Source organism: Pseudomonas sp. FG13 (genome assembly GCF_057809755.1).
Genome location: NZ_JBMDKO010000001.1, coordinates 1 through 19,396 on the forward strand (window position 1 = coordinate 1; position 19,396 = coordinate 19,396).

Genomic DNA, 19,396 nt, shown 5'->3' on the forward strand with positions numbered 1-19,396 from the left:
GACACACATTCTGTGACCGGCGCAGATCCCCTGTGGGAGCGAGCCTGCTCGCGATAGCGCCATCACAGCCAACACCACCCCGACGGTCAGCAGGCAAAAAAACCGGCGCAACCGAGGTTGCGAGCAAGCTTTGCTCCCACCGGAAAGCTGCGTGGTCACGACAGTCCATTCCCCACCGGACATCGTGGGAGCAAGGCTTGCCCGCGACAGCGCCATCACAGCCAACATCACCCCGACAGTCAGCAGGCAAAAAAAACCGGCGCAATCGAGGTTGCGCCGGTGGTGGTGCCGGTGGCAGTGCGGATATTCGTGGGTCCGCTCAGCCACCGTTGAGCCCGTTGCCGGTTATGGCCGTTCCAGGGCCAGGGCCACGCCCTGGCCGCCGCCGATGCACAGCGTTGCCAGGCCTTTCTTGGCGTCGCGCTTGATCATCTCATGCAGCAACGACACCAGCACCCGGCAGCCCGAAGCGCCGATCGGGTGGCCCAGGGCGATGGCGCCGCCATTGACGTTGACCTTGTCCATGTCCCACTTCAGCTCCCTGGCCACGGCCAACGACTGGGCGGCAAAGGCTTCGTTGGCTTCGATCAGGTCCAGTTGCTCCAGGGACCAGCCGGCCTTGTCCAGGCAGCGGCGGGTGGCCGAAACCGGGCCGATGCCCATGATGGCCGGGTCGACGCCGGCGTTGGCGTAGGCACTGATTTTCGCCAGTACCGGCAAGCCCAGCGCCTTGGCTTTGTCGGCGCTCATCAGCAGCACCGCCGCCGCACCGTCATTGAGTGACGAAGCGTTGCCAGCGGTGACGCTGCCGTCCTTCTTGAAGGCGGGCTTGAGTTTGCCCAGGGATTCGGCGGTGGTGCCGGCCCGTGGTTGTTCGTCGGTGGCAAAGGTCAGCGGGTCACCCTTGCGCTGGGGAATCTGGATCGGCGTGATCTCATCGGCGAACCGGCCACCTTCAATGGCGGCCACGGCCTTCTGCTGGGAGGCGGCGGCAAAGGCGTCCTGCTCCTCGCGACTGATGCCGTACTTGTCCACCAGGTTCTCGGCGGTGATGCCCATGTGGTAATCGTTGAAAGCATCCCACAAGCCATCGGTGATCATGCTGTCGATCATCTGCGCATGGCCCATGCGCAGGCCTGTGCGGGCAGCCGGCAGTACGTAGGGGGCCAGGCTCATGTTTTCCATGCCGCCGGCGATGATGACGTCGGCATCGCCACAGCGGATAGCCTGGGCACCGAGGTGTAACGCCTTGAGCCCCGAACCACAGACCTTGTTCAGGGTCATCGCGGGCACGGCATGGGGCAGCCCGGCCAGGATCGACGCCTGGCGCGCCGGGTTCTGCCCGGAGCCTGCGGTCAGCACCTGGCCAAGAATCACTTCATCGACCTGCTCGCCAGAAAGGCCGGTCTGTTCCAGCAGGCGACGGATCACCGCTGCACCGAGTTCCGGTGCGGCAATGGACGCCAGCGAACCCTGGAAGCTGCCGATGGCGGTACGGGTGGCGGCGACAATCACGACTTCTTGCATCGCATCTCTCCTCATTGGGCAGCGAACTGCATTTCAGGCACATGGTCCGGCACGATCAATTTGCCGGCGGTCTTGGCGACGATTTCCTCGACGCTGACGCCTGGGGCCCGTTCTTTCAGGATGAAGGCGCCATCCTGGATTTCCAGGTAGGCCAGGTCGGTCAGCACGCGCTTGATGCAACCGGCGCCAGTCAGCGGCAGGCTGCAACGGGGGAGCAGTTTCGATTCGCCGTCCTTCGACGCATGGGTCATGGTGACGATGATGTTCTCGGCACCGGCCACCAGGTCCATCGCCCCGCCCATGCCCTTGACCAGCTTGCCGGGGATCATCCACGAGGCGATGTTGCCTTCGACATCCACCTCGAACGCGCCGAGCACGGTCAGGTCGATGTGACCGCCGCGGATCATGGCGAACGATTCGGCCGAAGAGAAGATCGATGCGCCGATGCGCGCGGTAACGGTCTGCTTGCCGGCATTGATCATGTCGGCATCGACCTCGGCCTCGGTGGGGAACGCGCCCATGCCGAGCAAGCCGTTTTCCGATTGCAGCATGACTTCCATGCCTTCGGGGATGTAGTTGGCGACCAGGGTGGGAATGCCGATGCCCAGGTTCACGTAGTAGCCGTCCTGCATTTCGCGGGCGACGCGTTGAGCCATTTGTTCGCGGGAAAGTGCCATGTCGTTATTCCTTCTGTGGCTGGAGGCTGGGGATCACTTGCGTACGGTGCGCTGTTCGATGCGCTTCTCGAACGTGCCGCAGATGATCCGGTCGACGTAGATGCCAGGGGTATGGATCTGCGTCGGGTCCAGCTCGCCGGGTTCGACGATCTCTTCGACTTCGACCACGGTGATCTTGCCCGCCGTGGCGGCCAGTGGGTTGAAGTTCTGGGCGGTGTGGCGATAGACCACGTTGCCGAAGTGGTCGGCTTTCCAGCCTTTGACGATGGCGAAGTCGCCGGTGATGGACTCTTCCATCAAGTACTGACGACCATGGAACTCACGCACTTCCTTGCCTTCGGCCACCGGAGTACCGACGCCGGTGGCGGTAAAGAACGCGGGGATGCCTGCACCGCCGGCGCGCATTTTTTCCGCGAGGGTGCCTTGGGGGGTGAGTTGGACTTCGATCTCGCCGCTCAACAACTGCTGCTCGAAGAGGGCGTTCTCGCCCACGTAGGAGGCAATCACTTTGCGGATCTGCCGATCTTCCAGGAGCACGCCGAGGCCGAAGCCATCGACGCCGCAGTTGTTGGACACCACGGTGAGGTCGCGGATGCCCTTGCGCTTGATCTCGGCGATCAGGTTTTCCGGAATGCCGCACAGGCCGAAGCCGCCGGCGATGACGGTCATGCCGTCCTTCAAGCCCGCCAGCGCTTCTTCATAGGAGCTCACGCGTTTGTCGAAACCTGCCATAGACACCTCTTTTATTCTTGATGGGGTCGCAATGGAATGCAGTGTTACGCCAAGTCATATATTTGTTAAGTTGATTTTTAGATTAGATTGATTGATAAATCTCAATAATCGCCGCCCACCTCTTGCGGCTCGGAGCAAAGTGACCATGACCCTCAAGCAGATCCGTGCCTTTCTGGCCGTGGCCCAAAGCCTGAGCTTCGCCGTGGCGTGTGAGCGACTGCATCTGTCCCAGTCGGCCCTGAGCCTGACCATCAAGGCCCTGGAAGAAGGCTTGGGCGGGCGCCTGTTCAGCCGCAACACCCGCAACGTGGCCCTGACGCCTGAGGGGGAATCCCTGTTGCCCCTGGCCCGACGGCTGATTGCCGACTGGGACAACGCCGAGGATGAGATGCGCCAGCGCTTTACCTTGCAACGCGGACGGGTGACCCTGGCGGCCATGCCGTCGTTCGCCGGCAACCTGCTGCCACCGATCCTCAAGACCTTCCGCGTCCGCTATCCGAATGTCAACGTCACGGTCAACGATGTGATCAACGAACAGGTGCTGGAGATGGTGCGTGACCGTCACGTCGAACTGGGCGTTGCGTTCGAGCCGCTGCCGGGTTCATCCCTGGCGTTCACGCCGTTGTACCTGGATCGTTTCGTCGCGGTGGTACCGTTGGATTCGCCGTTGGCCCAACGCAGCGAAATCCAGTGGCAGACCTTGTTGGAACAGCCGTTCATCACCCTGCAACGGCCCTCCACCGTGCGGGTGATGCTGGAAGAGCATCTCCAGGCCCGGGGCATGAAGCTGCCGGTGGAGTTCGAGAGCCATCAGTTGGCGACGGTCGGACGCATGGTCGCCAGCGGCCTGGGGGTGAGCGCGGTGCCGGCGTTGTGCGTCGGGCAAATGCATGAACTCGGTGCCCGCTGCATCACCCTGGGCGATCCGGTGGTGGAGCGCGCCATTGGTGTACTGACCAAACCGGGGCATGAGCTCTCGGCGGCGGCGCAGGCGCTGTTCGATACCCTCAAGGATCAGGACCTGGGGGCTCGATTGGGGATGCACTGAGCCCGGACCTTCGGGCGTCAGCTTACATTGATGTCGCTGACAAATTGCCTTCGCGAGCAGGCTCGCTCCCACAGGGGACAGCGGCGACCTCCTGTGGGAGCGAGCCTGCTCGCGAAGGGGCAGAACATTCAACACAAATGCAAGCCGAACCGCCACCCGTGCCTTTCGTCGCCCTGCATCGCGCTTTCTTCAAACTTTCCCGCTGCCTGGAACATCCACTTTTATGTGCGGTATTTCAGAACCGTCGCGCTGCGGTGCAGTCTCGACCACGGAAAAGGAGAAGGAAATGGCAACGCCTAAAGAGAACCTGCTGGACTGGCTCAACGACGCCCATGCCATGGAGCAGCAAGCGGAAAAAATGCTCAAGGCCCAGGCCGAGCGGCTGAAGCACTACCCGGTGCTCAAGGCCCGCATCGAAGAGCATCTGCAGGAAACCCTCGGGCAACAGAAGCTGGTGGAGCAATGCATCCAGCGATTGGGCGGCAGCACATCGATGATCAAGGACATGGCCGGCAAGCTCATGGCTTTCGGTCAGGCGGTCGGTGGCATGACCATGAGCGATGAGGTGGTCAAGGGCGCGATGAGCGGCTACGTGTTCGAGAACCTGGAAATCGCTTCCTATACCGTGCTGATCGCGGCGGCGAAAGTGGCCGGCGACGTCGAGACCCAGCGGGCCTGCGAGCAGATCCTGCCACAAGAGATCGCCATGGCCGATTGGCTGCGCGACCACTTGCCGGAGATCACCCAGGCGTTCCTGGAACGCTCCGACAATCCCCATACCGAAGCCAAGCGCTGAACGTGAAGAGCGGCCGACCCAGGGCCGGCCGTTCGCCAACCGGCGCATAGAGGAGGTGTATGAATCAGACCAGCGGAGAGGTACGAGCCATCAATCGACAGAGCGCAATGGTGGGTGTGTACGTGGCGCAGGAGGAAGGCCACACCGTGCTTGAGTTGCGTTCGGCCAATGACATCGACGTCGGTGACGTCATGGAATGGAGCAGCGGCACGGCCCTTGGCATCCAGTCCTACCGCAACCTGACCAAAGGCTGGGACGCCGAGGTGTACGTGGTCAAGCACGGTATCGCGGCAGCCAATCTCGAGGTCCAGTTGCTGGTGGGCTCCTAGGAGAAAAAGCATGAGCGAATCGAAGATGAAATGCGGCTGCCCCGATTGCCAATGTGAGGTGGACCCACAGCGGATGTTCAACCGTGACGGCGAGGCCTATTGCAGTCAGGCCTGCGCCGAGCAGCACCCCAATGGCGAACCCTGTCCGGCGCCCGACTGCCATTGCGAGCGCAGTGGCAAGGTCGGGGAGCGGGACGTGACCAATGAGCAACTGGACGATGCGCTGGAGGAAACCTTCCCGGCCAGTGATCCGATTTCTCCCTGATTAACGGCACGTCTATATCCGGGCAGTGGCGACAGGGTGCCCGGACGCCGCAAGCCGGACAGTGCGGCGGTGCAAGATAACGCCGGCAGCCCGCGAGTTTTGGCTTCCTGGAACGGCGCGAGGTATGGGTGACGAGACCGGTGCAGTGGGGTGCCGGCGCCATCCGGCCTTTGGCGGACGGCGTGGAAAGACACGCACTGTTCATTGGGCTTTTTGCCGGCCTGTTTCAGGTCCGTCGATAGCCTTTAATTATTTAAGTGAATTTATCGGCTGCCGCTTGTTCGATAGCATCGGATTGTGTGTTTTTAATGAACTCACAAGTGCTGACCGTTCGTCGCCGGTTGCCGAACTCTGTTCAAACCTTATCGGCCTCGTGTTCTCCGAATAATACGAGCCGACAGGTTCGCGGATAGTAACTAACGAGGTGAATGAAATGGCTAATACAGGCAATAAAAACCCTGGCAATTTCGCTAACGATCGTGAAAAGGCATCGGAAGCCGGGAAAAAAGGCGGGCAAGCGTCCGGGGGCAATTTTGCCAACGATCCTGCACGCGCTTCGGAGGCCGGCCGCAAAGGTGGCCAGGCGTCCGGCGGCAATTTCGCCAATGACCCTCAACGTGCCGCAGAGGCTGGGCGCAAGGGCGGGCAGGCGTCCGGTGGCAATTTTGCCAACGACCCTGAGCGTGCTTCGGAAGCTGGTCGCAAAGGCGGACAGGCATCGGGTGGCAATTTCGCCAACGACCGGGAAAAAGCTTCGGAAGCCGGCAAGAAGGGCGGTGAAAGTAGCCACGGCGGTGGGCGCAAGTCGTAACACGCCATGACAGGCAGGCCCCTTGGCGCTGACAGGGGGCTTGTACTGCCAAGCTATAAAAATACCCATTGGCTGCGTTATTCAATGATTTGAAGATTGGCGTGATCGAGTTTTCCGCCTGCTGTCGTTATTGAGTAAAAAGTAAATTTAATTTCCTTTATTTATTCAGATATTCGTCAGTCTGCCGTTTGTCGGTAGGCCCATAAGTTGTGCCCTGATCGAGGAGTTCAAACATGTTTCTACATAATAAGCGACTGCAGTACACCGTGCGTGTGGCAGAACCGAATCCAGGTCTTGCCAACCTGCTGCTGGAACAGTTCGGTGGGGCCCAGGGGGAGTTGGCGGCGGCCTCTCGTTATTTCACCCAGGCGCTCTCCGAGGATGATCCGGGTCGCAAGGATCTGCTCATGGACATCGCCACCGAGGAACTCAGCCATCTGGAGATCATCGGTTCGATCATCGTGATGCTGAACAAGGGCGCCAAGGGCAAGATGGCCGAAGGCGTGGAAAAGGAAGGGCAGCTGTACCGGGACATCAACGGTGCCGGCAACGATTCGCATATCACCAGCCTGCTGTACGGCGCGGGTTCGCCCCTGACCAACTCGGCGGGTGTGCCTTGGACCGCAGCCTACGTCGACACCATCGGCGAGCCGACCGCGGACATGCGCTCCAACATCGCGGCCGAGGCCCGGGCGAAAATTGTCTATGAACGGCTGATGAACGTCACCGACGATCCGGGTGTAAAAGAGGCATTGGGTTTCCTGATGACCCGGGAAATCGCACACCAGTTGTCATTTGAAAAAGCCCTGCATTCCATCCAGCCCAATTTTCCTCAAGGTAAATTGCCAGGCATGCCGGAGTTCACCAACGTGTACTTCAACATGTCCCAGGGCGAGCCGGCTGTTCGCGGCCCGTGGAACCAGGGTGACGACTGGGAGTTCGTCGAAAACCCCACGCCGGCGGTGGATGGCGGCGATGGCCTGGCCAGCGTACAGCTAAGTAAAAAAGACGAAGCCCTGCTGATGGACATGAAGGCGCGGACGATGTCCAACCCCGAGAGCGACCCCACCACAGGTGCCGACTTGGGTTCGGGAATGCAAGGTGACAAACTGTAGGTACAACGCGGCGAGGGGGTCTGGCTTCCTCGCCGAATCTTTCATAGGGCCTGGCTAAAGCCTGTAAGGATATTTGATGGACCAGCCGACTTCCCGGATCCGATCGCCCTGGCGCACCTGGCTGGATCCCCTGCACGACAACCTGCTGCTGGGCGCGAGCTTCTGGCTCGGGCTGGCGGTGGTCGCTGCGTTGTTGCTCTACAGCGGTTATAACGCATTGGTAGGCGCCGACCGTCACCACCTGGGCTATGCGGTGCTGGGCGGAACCTCCGGATTCGCCGCCACGGCCTTGGGCGCAATCATGGCCGTGGTGTTGCGGGATATCTCCTCTCGCACCCAGGACATCATGTTGGGCTTTGCCGCCGGCATGATGCTGGCCGCCAGTTCGTTTTCGCTGATATTGCCCGGCATCGAAGCCGCCCGAGTGATTTGCGGCAATCAGTTGCTCGCCGCGTTTGTCGTGGTGCTGGGCCTGGGGTTGGGCGTTGCGCTGATGATCGGCCTTGACCGGTTTATTCCCCACGAACACGAATTGAGCGGCCGGCGTGGGCCGCAAGCCGAACGCATCAATCGCGTCTGGCTGTTCGTGCTCGCGATTACCTTGCACAACTTGCCGGAGGGCATGGCCATCGGCGTCAGTTTTGCCGACGGTGACTTCAAGGTCGGCCTGCCCCTGACCACGGCGATTGCTATCCAGGACATTCCCGAAGGGCTCGCCATTGCCATGGCCCTGCGAGTCACCGGCATCAGTACCCTGCGGGCCGCGTTGATTGCGGTCGGCTCGGGGCTGATGGAGCCGTTGGGGGCGGTGATCGGCCTGGGCATGTCCTCGGGCGTGGCCGTGGCCTATCCCATCAGCCTGGGCCTGGCGGCCGGGGCGATGATTTTCGTGGTGTCCCACGAGGTGATTCCCGAAACCCACCGCAACGGCCATGAAACCCCGGCTACTCTGGGCTTGATGATGGGGTTCGCGGTAATGATGTTCCTCGACACGGCGCTGGGCTGAGGGTCAGCTTGCGTTATTGATGTCGACTGTACCGCCGCCATCGCGAGCAGGCTCGCTCCCACAGTGGTCCTGAGGTGTTCATGACAACAGCGTCCACCGCGAATCCCCTGTGGGAGCGAGCCTGCTCGCGATAGCGGTGGGTCAGCTTTGTTGTTTCCTGCCACCTATACTCAATGCCATGGATGACATGAATCCGGGGTGGCGCGATCGTGCTGCGTTCGCTGATGCTGGCCGTTTTGATCGCTCTGGCGGGGTGCGCCACGCCCCCGCGCGGCCAGCAGGTGAGCGCGGTTGCCCAGGACACCTGGCGGCAGGTCGACCAGCAGCTCATCGCGGCTTCCAAAAGCGCTATCGGGCAGGCTGAAGTCTATGCCCGCGGGTCGATGGAGCATTGGCGGGTGCTGGTGTACGAACGGACCGAGGCTGAGTTCATCCCCTGGTTCAGCAGCTATTGGACCCAGGAATGGATGGCGGTGAAGGTCAGCTGGTACGCCGCCAGTGCCAAGGGCGAAGCGGATTCCGCCTCCAACCGCCTGGCGCTCTACCTTCAAGAGCAGTATCGCGAGCGGGTGCTGGAACCGGTGGCCGTGGAGATCGATCCTGAAGCGATCAGGGCCGCCGCGACAAGTTATTACGTGCGCCTGCTCAATCAGCAGGCCCAGGTGATCGCACAGAGGCATCAAATCCCAGACGAGCTGATGAACCGGCGCCTGCACGGCATTACCGCGATAAACCTGGGGCCACCGGCGGCGCGCAATGCTTCGTTGTATGAGATGGTCCACACCGAGCCGCTGAATACGCTGCCGGCCTACGCCGCGTTGATCGACCACGTCAACAAGGCCGCCGACACGGGGGCGGGTCCGTCGGATGCAGTGATTGCCACGGTGGCGCAACGCACCAGTGAAAAGATCGAAGCCCAATTTGCCACGCGAGGGGCGGCCAGTGCGGCCGCAGCCGTGGCCGGGAAGGCGGTAGGGGCACTGATTTCGGTGGGCGTGGCAGGTGTTCGCGCGGTCATCCACGAAGGCGAGCGGCCGGAAATGGAGGCTCAGATTCGCAAAAGCCTGAGCGCCGCGTTCGATGAAGCCTGGTTCAAGTCACTCAAGCATCCCCTCAGTGGTGTGCTGGCACCGGTGTACTACCTGGACGAAGAAATCGAAGGCAACCTGGTGGAGGCGGAGCTGGCGAATCAGGCGGTGGCGCTGCCCGACATCAAGCCGTGACGGGCGGGTTCATTCTGCACCAAGCGTGACGCGACAACCCTTGCGGTGACGGATCTGTTCGTCCGAAGGGCGTTCCCTGACGAATTCGAAGCGTGGCTCGCCTTCGCTGTAAATCACCAGCCAGCCCCATTCCAACTCGCTTTCATCCTGTCCTGGCCTGGGCGGCGAGGCCCACCAGGGTTCTTTCTGCATGATCTGGCGCATCGTATCCTCCTGCCGGTTGGTCTTTCACTATAGACCGCTCGATTGAGTGCTCTGTGGGAGCAAGGCTTGCCCGCGAGGCAGCGACTCGGTTCCAGGAGGGACCGCATGGACTTTATCGCGGGCAAGCCTCGCTCCCACAGCTACTCTCCTTCCCAGCGAAAGGTGAGCGGCTTGATACATGAGTGTGCTCTGATCCCGTCCACCAGCGTCTAGGGTCTGTATCCCCGCACTCGAACGGGGAATGAAATGACCGGACCCCCGCACATGCAAGCACTGTTGAACGAGATCCTCGATGCGGTCCGCCCCCTGATTGGTCAGGGCAAGGTGGCCAACTACATTCCGGCCCTGGGCAGCGTGCCTGGCAACCAGTTGGGCATTGCCGTGTATGGCAACGACGGCGAGATGTATTGCGCAGGTGATGCTGAAACGCCGTTTTCGGTACAGAGTATTTCCAAGGTTTTCAGCCTGGTGCAGGCTATCGAGCATTCCGGCGAAGCCATCTGGGAGCGCCTGGGCCATGAGCCGTCCGGCCAGCCGTTCAATTCCCTGGTGCAGCTGGAGTTCGAGCGCGGTCGCCCACGCAACCCATTCATCAACGCCGGTGCCCTGGTGATCTGCGATATCAACCAGTCGCGTTTCGCCGCCCCGGCGTTGTCGATGCGTGATTTCGTGCGACGGCTGTCGGGCAATCCCCAGGTGATGGTGGATGGCAAGGTCGCTGAGTCGGAATACCAGCACCGTGCCCGGAACGCGGCGATGGCTTACTTGATGCAATCGTTCGGTAACTTCCATAACGACGTGGAAGCGGTGTTGCGCAGTTATTTCAGTCACTGTGCGCTGCGGATGAGCTGTATCGACCTGGCCCGAGCGTTCTGTTTCCTGGCCAACGACGGCTTCTGCAAGCACAGCGGCGAACAGATCCTGAGTGCCCGCCAGACCCAGCAGGTCAACTCCATCATGGCGACCAGCGGGCTGTACGACGAGGCGGGTAATTTTGCCTACCGTGTCGGTCTGCCTGGCAAGAGTGGTGTGGGCGGCGGGATTGTCGCCGTGGTACCGGGGCGCTTCACGGTGTGCGTCTGGTCGCCAGAGCTCAACGCCGCCGGAAATTCCCTGGCCGGCATGGCGGCGCTGGAATTGCTCAGCCAGCGAATCGGCTGGTCGGTGTTCTAGTGAGGCTCATTTGAGTACAGGCCACCAGGCCGCAAAGAAAAGGCCCGTTCCTCCACCAGGAACGGGCCTTTTTTTCAACTGCGATCAGCAGAAGCGGTCGATGACCTGCACTTGCGAAGTGTTTTGGACCGACTGCCAGGCCTGGGTCAGCGTTTGCAGCACGCGACCGATAAAGTCCTTGTCGGCCGCAGCCTTCTTGCCCACGTAACCTTGGCCGCGGCGGTACATCTTCAGCCGGGCGCACAGGTCTTGTTGGTGCTGTTCGAACTCGCCTTCGTGCGCGTAGGGCGACAGGCAATCCATGTGGACCTGGCCAGTCTTGCTGATCCACAGGATATGGCTGTCGAGTGTGTCCTTGTGTGCTGCGAACATGCGAGCCAGTTCATCAATAGATGGTTGATTGTTCAGATTCATGTGTAAGCCCCTTGACCATTTGGTTGATCTGTCTGGTGGTTCGCAAAGATTTCGCTTCTCGGTCAGTGCCTGCCTGCGACCGAAACCAGGCCGTCAGCGTTCGTCCGTCAGACTTCAACGGAGCCGTGCATCGGTTGTGTAGTGCTATCGAAGGGCTGCTACGCAAATGCGCTACAACGAAGAGAAACAGCGAAGAACCTTAAGGCAGTGTCAACTTTCGAGGGTCGACCACTCGCGTCATGAGGACCTTCACCGACGTTTCTCGTCCTTGTTACCGGACGGTCATGCCAGGTCAGCACCTTCAATCTGCCTTGTGGGCAGTCCCTTATCCAAAAAAACAGCTCGGCGGTCAGACGAGCTTGCTCAAACGGTTGCCTGTACTCCCGATCGGGGAGACGTCTGCATCATGCAAGGGCAAATCGGCGTCGTCAACGGTTTTGTAGTGATTATTTTTGTTCACTACATATTGTCGGACAAAATGGTTTGGGTATGAAAAATCTTGGAGCGCGCAGTGGGGGCAGGTCAGGTTTGGGATTATTTGTGGCGAGGGGATTTATCCCCGCTGGGCTGCGAAGCGGCCCCAAGTGAGTCGCCTCAATCTATCTGATATACGAGGTGTTGGTGTTTAGGGCCGCTTCGCGCCCCAGCGGGGATAAATCCCCTCGCCACAAGGTGCTTCAGGTTGTTTTGGTTTTGGCGGGTCTGCGCTTGGCCGGCTTGCGCTTTTTCTTCCAGGGCGCTGCGGCGCGGCTGGCCGGGCCGCTGATGGTCAGGCTCATGCCCTGGCAACGGGCAATGTGCTTGCTCATCCAGGCGGCTTGCCGGGTGACGAATTCCTCCAGGCTCATCTCACCGCTTTGCACCATGTCCAGCGCCTGTTCCCAGATGGCGGTGGTGCCGGGGTCGGCGATGGCGCGGGGGACGGCGTCGATCAGGCTGAAGGCCGCCGGGGTGGCGGACAAGGCTTTGCCGTTTTTCACCAGGTAGCCGCGATCGAGCAAGCCCTGGATGATCGAAGCCCGGGTCGCTTCGGTGCCGATGCCGGTGGTGTCCTTGAGCTTCTGCTTGAGCAGTGGATCTTCCACCAGTTTGGCGACGTTCTTCATCGCCTTGATCAGGTCGCCTTCGGTGAACGGCTTGGGAGGCTGGGTCCACAGGTCCTTGAGTGTCACTTTGTCCACGTCACAGTCGTGACCTTCGACCAGTGCTGGCAAAGTCTGTGGTTGCGCCGCTTCACGCCCCTTGGCGGGGGCCAAGGCTTCGGGCAAGGCGCGTTTCCAGCCGGGCTCGACGATCTGCTTGCCCACGGCCCGCAGCGCCTGGCCGGCGCAATCGAAGTCGGCCTGGGTCCGGTCGTACTCATGGTTGGGCAGGAACTGCGCCAGGTAGCGTGCGCGAATCAGCGTATAGACGGCCCGTTGCTTGCCAGCGAGCTTGTCGAGGTTCTTCGCCGCGGCGGTGGGAATGATGCCGTGGTGGGCGCTGACCTTGGCGTCGTTCCAGGCCCGGGATTTGCGTTGCGGTTGCAGGTGTTCACGCAGCGGCGCGAGGCCCGGGTCGGCCTGGGCGAGGGCGGCCAGGATGGCGGGGGCTTCGCTGTGCTGGCTCAAGGGCAGGTAGCCGCAATCGCTGCGGGGATAGGTAATGACTTTGTAGGTTTCATAGAGCGACTGGGCGATGTCCAGGGTTTCCTGGGCGCCGAGGCCGAGTTTCTTCGAGCAGACTTCCTGCAGGGTGCCCAGGTCGAATGGCAGCGGTGCCGCTTCACGCAGGCGTTCGGTGCGCACCTTGGTCACCAGGGCGGTATGGGCGTTGCTCATGGCCTGGGCGGCATCGCGGGCCAGGGCCTGGTTCAGGCAGCGCTCCTGGTCGTCGCAGGCGTCCGGGGCGGCGCGCCACTGGGCAGTGAAGGCCGTGCCATCGTGGCGCAGTTGCACATCGATGGCCCAATAGGCGACCGGCACGAAGTCGGCGATGCTGCGGTCGCGGTCCACCACCAGTCGCAGGGTCGGCGTCTGCACCCGACCCACCGGCAGCACGCCCTGGTAACCGGACTGACGTCCCAGCAACGTGAACAGGCGACTCATGTTCATGCCGATCAGCCAGTCGGCCCGGGAGCGACCCAGGGCCGAGTGATACAGGTTGAAGGTTTCGGCTCCCGGCTTGAGGGCGGCCAGGGCCTTGCGGATCGAGGCTTCGTCGAGGGCCGACAGCCACAGCCGCTGGATCGGCCCGCGATAGCGGCAGTGCTCCACCAGCTCCCGGGCGATCATTTCGCCTTCCCGGTCGGCGTCGGTGGCGATCACCAGTTCCTTGGCTTCCCCCAGCAGGCGCTTGACCGCCTTGTACTGGCTGGCGGTTTTTGGCTTGACGGTCATTTTCCATTGCGCCGGCACGATGGGCAGGTCCGCCAGTACCCAGCGCTTGTAGCGGGCATCGTAGGCATCGGGCGGGGCGGTTTCCAGCAGATGGCCGATGCACCAGGTCACCGTGACGTTCGCGCCCAACCAACAGCCGTCACCGCGCCGTGTGGCGCCAAGCACCGCAGCGATGTCCTTGGCCTGGGACGGTTTCTCACACAGGTACAACCGCATAACGCCCTTTTCCTGAGCAGGTTTCATGGGGCGATAGCATGGTCAGGGATCGGCCCGAGAGCAAGCTTTATCTGTATGGATATACAGACAAAGCGTTGCGCTGCGTTTGGAGCGTTTGGGGCGTTTGGAGCGTCTGGGGTGACGTTCGGCGGTCGGTCTGTACTTGGAATGAATTTCTCGCGAGTGCGTCGCTCATAACTTTCAGAGCGGCTGAAACCGCGTAAACCATTGGCGGGATCAAGGAGAGTCACTTTATGAATTCGATGCCGAAGGGCGACGGACAGGCCACCACGCGTCTGATTCTCGTTGTTGAGGATGACCCGACGATACTGGAATTCCTGTGCGAAATCCTGGAGGACGAAGGGTTTGTCGTGGAGCCTCGGGAAAGCGCCGATTCGGCGCTGACATTCCTTGAGCAGAGCGCGGATTTTGTCGACCTGTTGCTGACCGATATCACCATGCCAGGCACGTTGGACGGTGCGGACCTGGCAAACCTGACCGGAGATCGCTGGCCACAGATACCGTTGCTGATCATGTCCGGTTTCGAAACGCCGGAAAGCGCCGGGATCAAGCACCACGCTGCATTCATCGCCAAGCCCTGGGCGCTGGGGCAGATGCTGGACCTGGTGGAGAGCACGGTGAAGGATCACCAGCTCCATTGACGGATACAGATGAGTATCTGTGGGAGCCTGATGCCAGTCAGTTGAACCACGAACCTGTGGGAGCATAGTTTGCTTGCGATAGCGGTAGACCCGTCAACATTGTGGTTGGCCGACTTACCGCAATCGCGAGCAGGCTATGCTCCTACAAACAGGAGTGATGCTGCTGTTTCTCAGTTCTTTTCCAGATCCACGTTCTTGGTTTCGCGCAGGCAAAGCATGCCCACCATCAGGCTCACTCCGGTGATCACTACCGGGTACCACAGCCCGTAGAAAATATCCCCGGTGTAGACCACCAGGGCGAACGACACGGTGGGCAGGAAGCCACCGAACCAGCCGTTGCCGATATGGTAGGGCAGGGACATGGCGGTGTAGCGGATGCGGGTCGGAAACAGTTCGACCATCAACGCCGCCAGCGGGCCGTAGCACATCGCCGAGATGATGATCAGCGCCACGATCAAGGCGACGATCATCGGCCGGTTGATCTGCTGGGCGTCGGCTTTTTGCGGATAGCCCGCCAGGGTCACCGCGCCGCGCAGGGCGGCTTCGTCATACCCCTCGATCTTCACGTCACCGACGTTGACCTGCACCGTGCTGCCCGCCGGTGCCGCGACGCTGCTGTAGGGCAGGCCTTGCTTGACCAGGAACGTCTTGACCTTGTCGCAAGGGCTATCAAAACGCGCCTTGCCCACCGGGTCGAACTGGAAGGTGCAGGTGGCCGGGTCGGCGACCACGCTGATCGGTGCCTGGCGGCTTGCCAGGTCGATCGCCGGGTTGGCGTAGTGGGCCAGGGTCTTGAAGATCGGGAAGTACAACGCCGTCGCCAGCAGCAGGCCGATCATCAGTACCGGTTTGCGCCCGACTTTATCCGAGAGCCAGCCAAAGAAGACGAAGAACGGAGCGCCGATCACCACGCTGACGATCAGCAGGCTGTTGGCCAGGGCTGGGTCCATTTTCAGGAACTGGGTGAGGAAAAACAGCACATAGAACTGCGCGGCATAGAAGGTCACCGCTTGCCCGGCATTGATGCTGAACAGCGCGATCAGCACGACCTTGAGGTTTTCCCACTTGCCGAACGATTCACGGATCGGCGCCTTGCAGCACTTGCCTTCTTCTTTCATTTTCACGAAGGCCGGCGATTCGTGCAGGCTCATGCGGATCCAGGTGGAGATGCCCAACAGCAGGATCGACAGCAGGAACGGAATGCGCCAGCCCCAGACTTCGAACTGGTCCCCCGTGAAGTAGCGGCAGCCCAGTATCACCAGCAGCGAGAGCAGCAGTCCGAGGGTGGCCGTGGACTGGATCCAGCTGGTGTGGAAGCCGCGCTTGCCGATGGGCGCGTGTTCGGCGACGTAGGTCGCTGCGCCGCCATATTCACCGCCCAGGGCCAGGCCTTGGAGCATGCGCAGCGCGACCAGGATGATCGGCGCGGCGATGCCGATGCTGGCGTAGTTGGGTAGCAGGCCGACGCAGAACGTCGCCAGGCCCATGAGGATGATGGTCGCCAGGAACGTGTATTTGCGCCCGATCATGTCCCCCAGCCGCCCGAACACCAGCGCGCCGAACGGCCGTACGACGAAGCCGGCGGCGAACGCCATCAGGGCGAAGATGAAGGCCGTGGTGTCGTTGACACCGGCGAAGAACTGTTTGCTGATCACCGCGGCCAGGGCGCCGTAGAGAAAAAAGTCGTACCACTCGAACACCGTCCCCAGGGAGGAGGCGAAGATGACTTTCTGGATATCCCGACTGGCGCCGACGCTCCGCGTGGCTTCCAGGGGTTGAACATGCTCGGACATAGCGGTAACCCTCACAGTGATTGTTTTTGTTGTTCCACTGTCGATGCCGGTTTGGCATCTCCTGCTTTGACGCATTCCTTGAGTGACTGCTGTTCCCTGTGGGAGCGAGCCTGCTCGCGATGGCGGTGTGTCAGTCAACCTATTCGCTAACAGGCATACCGCTATCGCGAGCAGGCTCGCTCCCACAAGGGATTTGGTTGTTCTTCAGGCTGTGGCAGGCTCCTTTGCAACGACGTTGTTCGTCGCGTTCGGCTCAAGCATCATCCGCGCGGCCTTCTCTGCGATCATCAGCGTCGGCGAGCAGGTATTGCCCGAAGTGATGCGCGGCATGATCGAGGCATCGGCGATGCGCAGGCCCTTGATGCCATGGACCCGTAGTTGCGCGTCCACCACCGCGTCAGCGTCCTGGCCCATACGGCAGGTGCCCACCGGATGAAAAATCGTCGTGCCGATGCGGGCGGCGGCCCGATGCAGTTCTTCTTCGCTCTGCAGGCTGGGGCCCGGCAGGTATTCCTTTGGCTTGAAGGCTTGCAGGGCGGGCGCGGCGACAATGCGTCGGGTCAAGCGGATGGCGTCGGCGGCGACCCGCAGGTCTTCGGGATGGCTCAGGTAATTGGGCTGGATCAACGGCGCCTCGTGCGGGTCGGCCGAGCGAATGTCTACCCGGCCGCGGCTTTGCGGGCGCAGGTCGCAGACCGACGCGGTGAACGCCGGGAAGCTGTGCAGGGGCTCGCCGAAGCGTTCCAGGGACAATGGCTGCACGTGGTATTCGAGGTTGGCCGAGGTCTGCTCCGGTCCCGAGCGGGCAAACGCACCGAGCTGGCTGGGCGCCATGGACAGGGGGCCGCTGCGGTCATAAAGGTAACGCAGGCCCATGCCCATCTTGCCCCACAGCGAGCCGGCGACCTGGTTCAGGGTCCGGGCATTTTCCAGCTGGTAGATGAGCCGCAGTTGCAGGTGGTCCTGCAGGTTGCCGCCCACCCCCGGCAGTTCATGCACCACGCCGATCCCCAAGCGCTGCAGCAGGTTGCGCGGGCCGATCCCGGAGCGCTGCAGGATTCCCGGCGAGCCGATGGCGCCGGCGCACAGGACGATCTCCTTGCGTGCCTTGAAGGTCATGCCTTTGCCTTGCCAGCGGGCGCTGACGGCGTGGGCCCGGTCATCGCGCAGCAGCACGCGGTCGACTTCGACTTCGGTGAGGACGGTGAGGTTGGCGCGCTGTCGAGCCGGTTTCAGGAACGCCTTGGCCGCGTTCCAACGCACGCCGGCTTTCTGATTGACCTGGAAGTAGCCGCAGCCTTCATTGTCACCACCGTTGAAGTCGTCGACATTGGCAATGCCGCTCTGTTCGGCGGCGCTGCGGAAGGCGTCGAGGATCGGCCATGACAGGCGCTGGCGTTCGACCCGCCATTCGCCGCTGGCGCCATGCAGTTCGGAATCCCCGGCGAAGTGATTTTCGCTTTGCCGGAACAGCGGCAGAACGTCTTTCCAGGCCCAACCGGAGTTGCCATCGGCGGCCCAGCCGTCGTAGTCCGCGGCCTGACCGCGCATGTAGATCATGCCGTTGATGGAGGAGCAGCCGCCCAGTACCTTGCCGCGCGGATAACTCAAGGCACGCCCTTGCAGGCCGGGTTGTGCTTCGGTCTTGAAGCACCAATCGGTACGTGGATTGCCGATGCAGAACAGGTAGCCGACCGGGATGTGAATCCATGGATAATTGTCGCGTCCGCCGGCTTCGAGCAGCAGCACCCGATGTTGGGGATTGGCCGAAAGCCGATTGGCCAGCAGGCATCCGGCAGGACCGGCGCCCACGATCACGTAATCGTATTCATCGACGACAGGTTGCATCCGCGACCTCATTTTTTGTTTTTGTCTGACCCATCCTAGTTGTTAGTTTTCGTTAAAAGAATGTTAGTTTTTGCGCAACGGCTGTGCGTTTATAAACAGCGATGGGCAAGGAGCGTTCATGTTCGATTGGAATGACCTGCGTTATTTTCTGGAGCTGCAACGCAGCGGCCGCCTGCTGACCGCGGCGCGGCGGCTGAACACGACCCACGCCACCGTGGCCCGGCACATCGAAGCCATCGAGAAAAGCCTGGGGACCGCGTTGTTTGTCCAGCACGCCCAAGGCTATGAACTGACCCCGGCTGGCGAGACGCTGCTCAAGCACGCCGAGGCCATGGAGAACGTGGCGTTGCTGGCCCAGGAGGACATTACCCAGTCCAGCGCACCCCTGGGCAAGATTCGCCTGGGGGTGACCGAGGGGCTGGGCATCATGTTCCTGGCCAGTCGCATGGACGGCTTGTTCCAACGCTATCCGGGGCTGGAGGTGGAGCTGGTGGCGGTGCCGCGATTCGTCAGCATCCTCAACCGCGAGGCGGAGATCAGCATTCACCTCGAACGCCCGGCGGCCGACCTGCTGGTGACCCGCAAGCTCACCGACTACAGCCTGGCGCTGTACGCCAGCCAGGCTTACCTGGACCGCGCGCCACCGCTGCGCAGTCGCGAGGACCTGGCCCGTCACGCCTGGATCGGTTACGTCGATGACCTGCTGTTCAGCCAGGAACTGATGTTTCTCAACAGCTTTTGCCGCAACCCGCGAGTGGTGTTCCACAGCACCAGCGTCATCGCCCAGCAACAGGCCGCACGCTCGGGCCTCGGAATCGCCGTGCTGCCGTGCTACATGGCCAGCAACGACCCGGCGCTGGTGCCCTTGCTGCCCGACGAAACCCTGCGCCGCAGCTACTGGATCAGCACCCGTCGCGAACTGCACAAATCCGTGCGCCTGCGGGTGCTGTGGGATTACGTGGTGCAGCTGTGCGAGCGGGAGCAGGGGACATTGTTGCCCTGATCTGCATCAGGTGGACATGGCCCTGTGGCAAGGCATTCATCTGTGGCGAGGGGATAAATCCCCTCGCCACAGGTCCTCATGGACAGATATCAGCCCTGGCCGCCCAAGCCCCCTTTTCTGGCCCCCAATGACCTCAAGCCGACACGCCGGCGTGCCTTAACGTGGGAACTGCCAGA

General features: G+C 61.6%; 20 protein-coding genes. 12 read left to right on the forward strand and 8 right to left on the reverse strand.

The annotated features are described in order from the left end of the window. Positions 1 to 345: 345 nt before the first annotated feature. From ACODTO_RS00005 to ACODTO_RS00015, 3 genes are read right to left on the reverse strand one after another with little or no spacing between them, the layout of a single operon-like run. Complete coding sequence (locus tag ACODTO_RS00005) at positions 346 to 1,527, reverse strand: acetyl-CoA C-acetyltransferase (protein ID WP_139641886.1); 1,182 nt, start codon at positions 1,525 to 1,527, stop codon at positions 346 to 348. Positions 1,528 to 1,538: 11 nt separating this feature from the next. Continuing rightward, positions 1,539 to 2,204, reverse strand: coding sequence for a CoA transferase subunit B (locus tag ACODTO_RS00010; RefSeq protein WP_003180355.1), 666 nt, complete (start codon positions 2,202 to 2,204; stop codon positions 1,539 to 1,541). Positions 2,205 to 2,237: 33 nt separating this feature from the next. Further along, a complete protein-coding gene (locus ACODTO_RS00015; RefSeq protein WP_047703666.1) occupies positions 2,238 to 2,936 on the reverse strand; it encodes a CoA transferase subunit A in 699 nt (232 codons plus the stop codon). Positions 2,937 to 3,081: 145 nt separating this feature from the next. On the opposite strand from ACODTO_RS00015, the gene ACODTO_RS00020 reads away from it, so the two are divergent. The 9 genes from ACODTO_RS00020 (at position 3,082) to ACODTO_RS00060 (ending at position 9,529) form a co-directional block, all read left to right on the forward strand. Further along, entirely contained in the window at positions 3,082 to 3,984 is a 903-nt protein-coding gene (locus ACODTO_RS00020; protein WP_041023643.1) for a LysR family transcriptional regulator, read from the forward strand. A gap of 286 nt (positions 3,985 to 4,270) precedes the next feature. Continuing rightward, positions 4,271 to 4,780 (forward strand): ferritin-like domain-containing protein, encoded by a 510-nt coding sequence (locus tag ACODTO_RS00025; RefSeq protein WP_139641888.1) that lies wholly within the window; start codon positions 4,271 to 4,273, stop codon positions 4,778 to 4,780. Positions 4,781 to 4,839: 59 nt separating this feature from the next. Continuing rightward, positions 4,840 to 5,109, forward strand: coding sequence for a hypothetical protein (locus ACODTO_RS00030; RefSeq protein ID WP_139641890.1), 270 nt, complete (start codon positions 4,840 to 4,842; stop codon positions 5,107 to 5,109). Positions 5,110 to 5,119: 10 nt separating this feature from the next. Next, positions 5,120 to 5,374 carry a metallothionein gene (locus tag ACODTO_RS00035; protein ID WP_489105801.1) on the forward strand — a complete coding sequence of 85 codons (255 nt, stop codon included), beginning with the start codon at positions 5,120 to 5,122 and terminating at the stop codon, positions 5,372 to 5,374. A 124-nt stretch (positions 5,375 to 5,498) separates the two neighbouring features. After that, positions 5,499 to 5,762, forward strand: coding sequence for a hypothetical protein (locus ACODTO_RS00040; protein ID WP_139641892.1), 264 nt, complete (start codon positions 5,499 to 5,501; stop codon positions 5,760 to 5,762). A gap of 45 nt (positions 5,763 to 5,807) precedes the next feature. Further along, entirely contained in the window at positions 5,808 to 6,185 is a 378-nt protein-coding gene (locus tag ACODTO_RS00045; protein ID WP_139642501.1) for a con-10 family general stress protein, read from the forward strand. 233 nt (positions 6,186 to 6,418) lie between these two features. Further along, on the forward strand, positions 6,419 to 7,300 hold the full coding sequence (locus ACODTO_RS00050; protein WP_139641895.1) for a manganese catalase family protein: 882 nt from the start codon (positions 6,419 to 6,421) through the stop codon (positions 7,298 to 7,300). 76 nt (positions 7,301 to 7,376) lie between these two features. Beyond that, positions 7,377 to 8,306 (forward strand): ZIP family metal transporter, encoded by a 930-nt coding sequence (locus ACODTO_RS00055; protein WP_139641897.1) that lies wholly within the window; start codon positions 7,377 to 7,379, stop codon positions 8,304 to 8,306. A 209-nt stretch (positions 8,307 to 8,515) separates the two neighbouring features. Then, positions 8,516 to 9,529 carry a hypothetical protein gene (locus ACODTO_RS00060; RefSeq protein WP_489105802.1) on the forward strand — a complete coding sequence of 338 codons (1,014 nt, stop codon included), beginning with the start codon at positions 8,516 to 8,518 and terminating at the stop codon, positions 9,527 to 9,529. 9 nt (positions 9,530 to 9,538) lie between these two features. Here the strand turns inward: ACODTO_RS00060 and ACODTO_RS00065 are convergent, their stop codons facing one another. Continuing rightward, entirely contained in the window at positions 9,539 to 9,733 is a 195-nt protein-coding gene (locus ACODTO_RS00065) for a hypothetical protein (RefSeq protein ID WP_041023650.1), read from the reverse strand. A 264-nt stretch (positions 9,734 to 9,997) separates the two neighbouring features. Between ACODTO_RS00065 and glsB the strand changes: the two genes are divergently transcribed. Then, complete coding sequence (gene glsB, locus ACODTO_RS00070; RefSeq protein ID WP_041023651.1) at positions 9,998 to 10,906, forward strand: glutaminase B; 909 nt, start codon at positions 9,998 to 10,000, stop codon at positions 10,904 to 10,906. A gap of 84 nt (positions 10,907 to 10,990) precedes the next feature. Here the strand turns inward: glsB and ACODTO_RS00075 are convergent, their stop codons facing one another. Both ACODTO_RS00075 and ACODTO_RS00080 read right to left on the reverse strand, forming a co-directional pair. Further along, positions 10,991 to 11,320, reverse strand: a complete 330-nt coding sequence (locus tag ACODTO_RS00075) for a hypothetical protein (protein WP_139641901.1) — start codon at positions 11,318 to 11,320, stop codon at positions 10,991 to 10,993. 677 nt (positions 11,321 to 11,997) lie between these two features. Then, positions 11,998 to 13,914 carry a DNA topoisomerase III gene (locus ACODTO_RS00080; protein WP_139641906.1) on the reverse strand — a complete coding sequence of 639 codons (1,917 nt, stop codon included), beginning with the start codon at positions 13,912 to 13,914 and terminating at the stop codon, positions 11,998 to 12,000. A gap of 254 nt (positions 13,915 to 14,168) precedes the next feature. Between ACODTO_RS00080 and ACODTO_RS00085 the strand changes: the two genes are divergently transcribed. After that, positions 14,169 to 14,576: a response regulator gene (locus ACODTO_RS00085; protein WP_024781367.1), complete on the forward strand. Its 408-nt coding sequence runs from the start codon at positions 14,169 to 14,171 to the stop codon at positions 14,574 to 14,576. A gap of 170 nt (positions 14,577 to 14,746) precedes the next feature. Here ACODTO_RS00085 and ACODTO_RS00090 read toward each other — a convergent pair whose 3' ends face one another. Beyond that, the gene (locus ACODTO_RS00090) at positions 14,747 to 16,369 is read right to left on the reverse strand and encodes an MFS transporter (RefSeq protein WP_139641907.1); all 1,623 of its coding nucleotides are present in this window, start codon (positions 16,367 to 16,369) and stop codon (positions 14,747 to 14,749) included. Positions 16,370 to 16,573: 204 nt separating this feature from the next. Further along, positions 16,574 to 18,217 carry a GMC family oxidoreductase gene (locus tag ACODTO_RS00095; RefSeq protein WP_139641909.1) on the reverse strand — a complete coding sequence of 548 codons (1,644 nt, stop codon included), beginning with the start codon at positions 18,215 to 18,217 and terminating at the stop codon, positions 16,574 to 16,576. A gap of 118 nt (positions 18,218 to 18,335) precedes the next feature. Between ACODTO_RS00095 and ACODTO_RS00100 the strand changes: the two genes are divergently transcribed. Further along, complete coding sequence (locus tag ACODTO_RS00100; RefSeq protein WP_139641911.1) at positions 18,336 to 19,220, forward strand: LysR family transcriptional regulator; 885 nt, start codon at positions 18,336 to 18,338, stop codon at positions 19,218 to 19,220. Positions 19,221 to 19,396 lie beyond the last annotated feature (176 nt).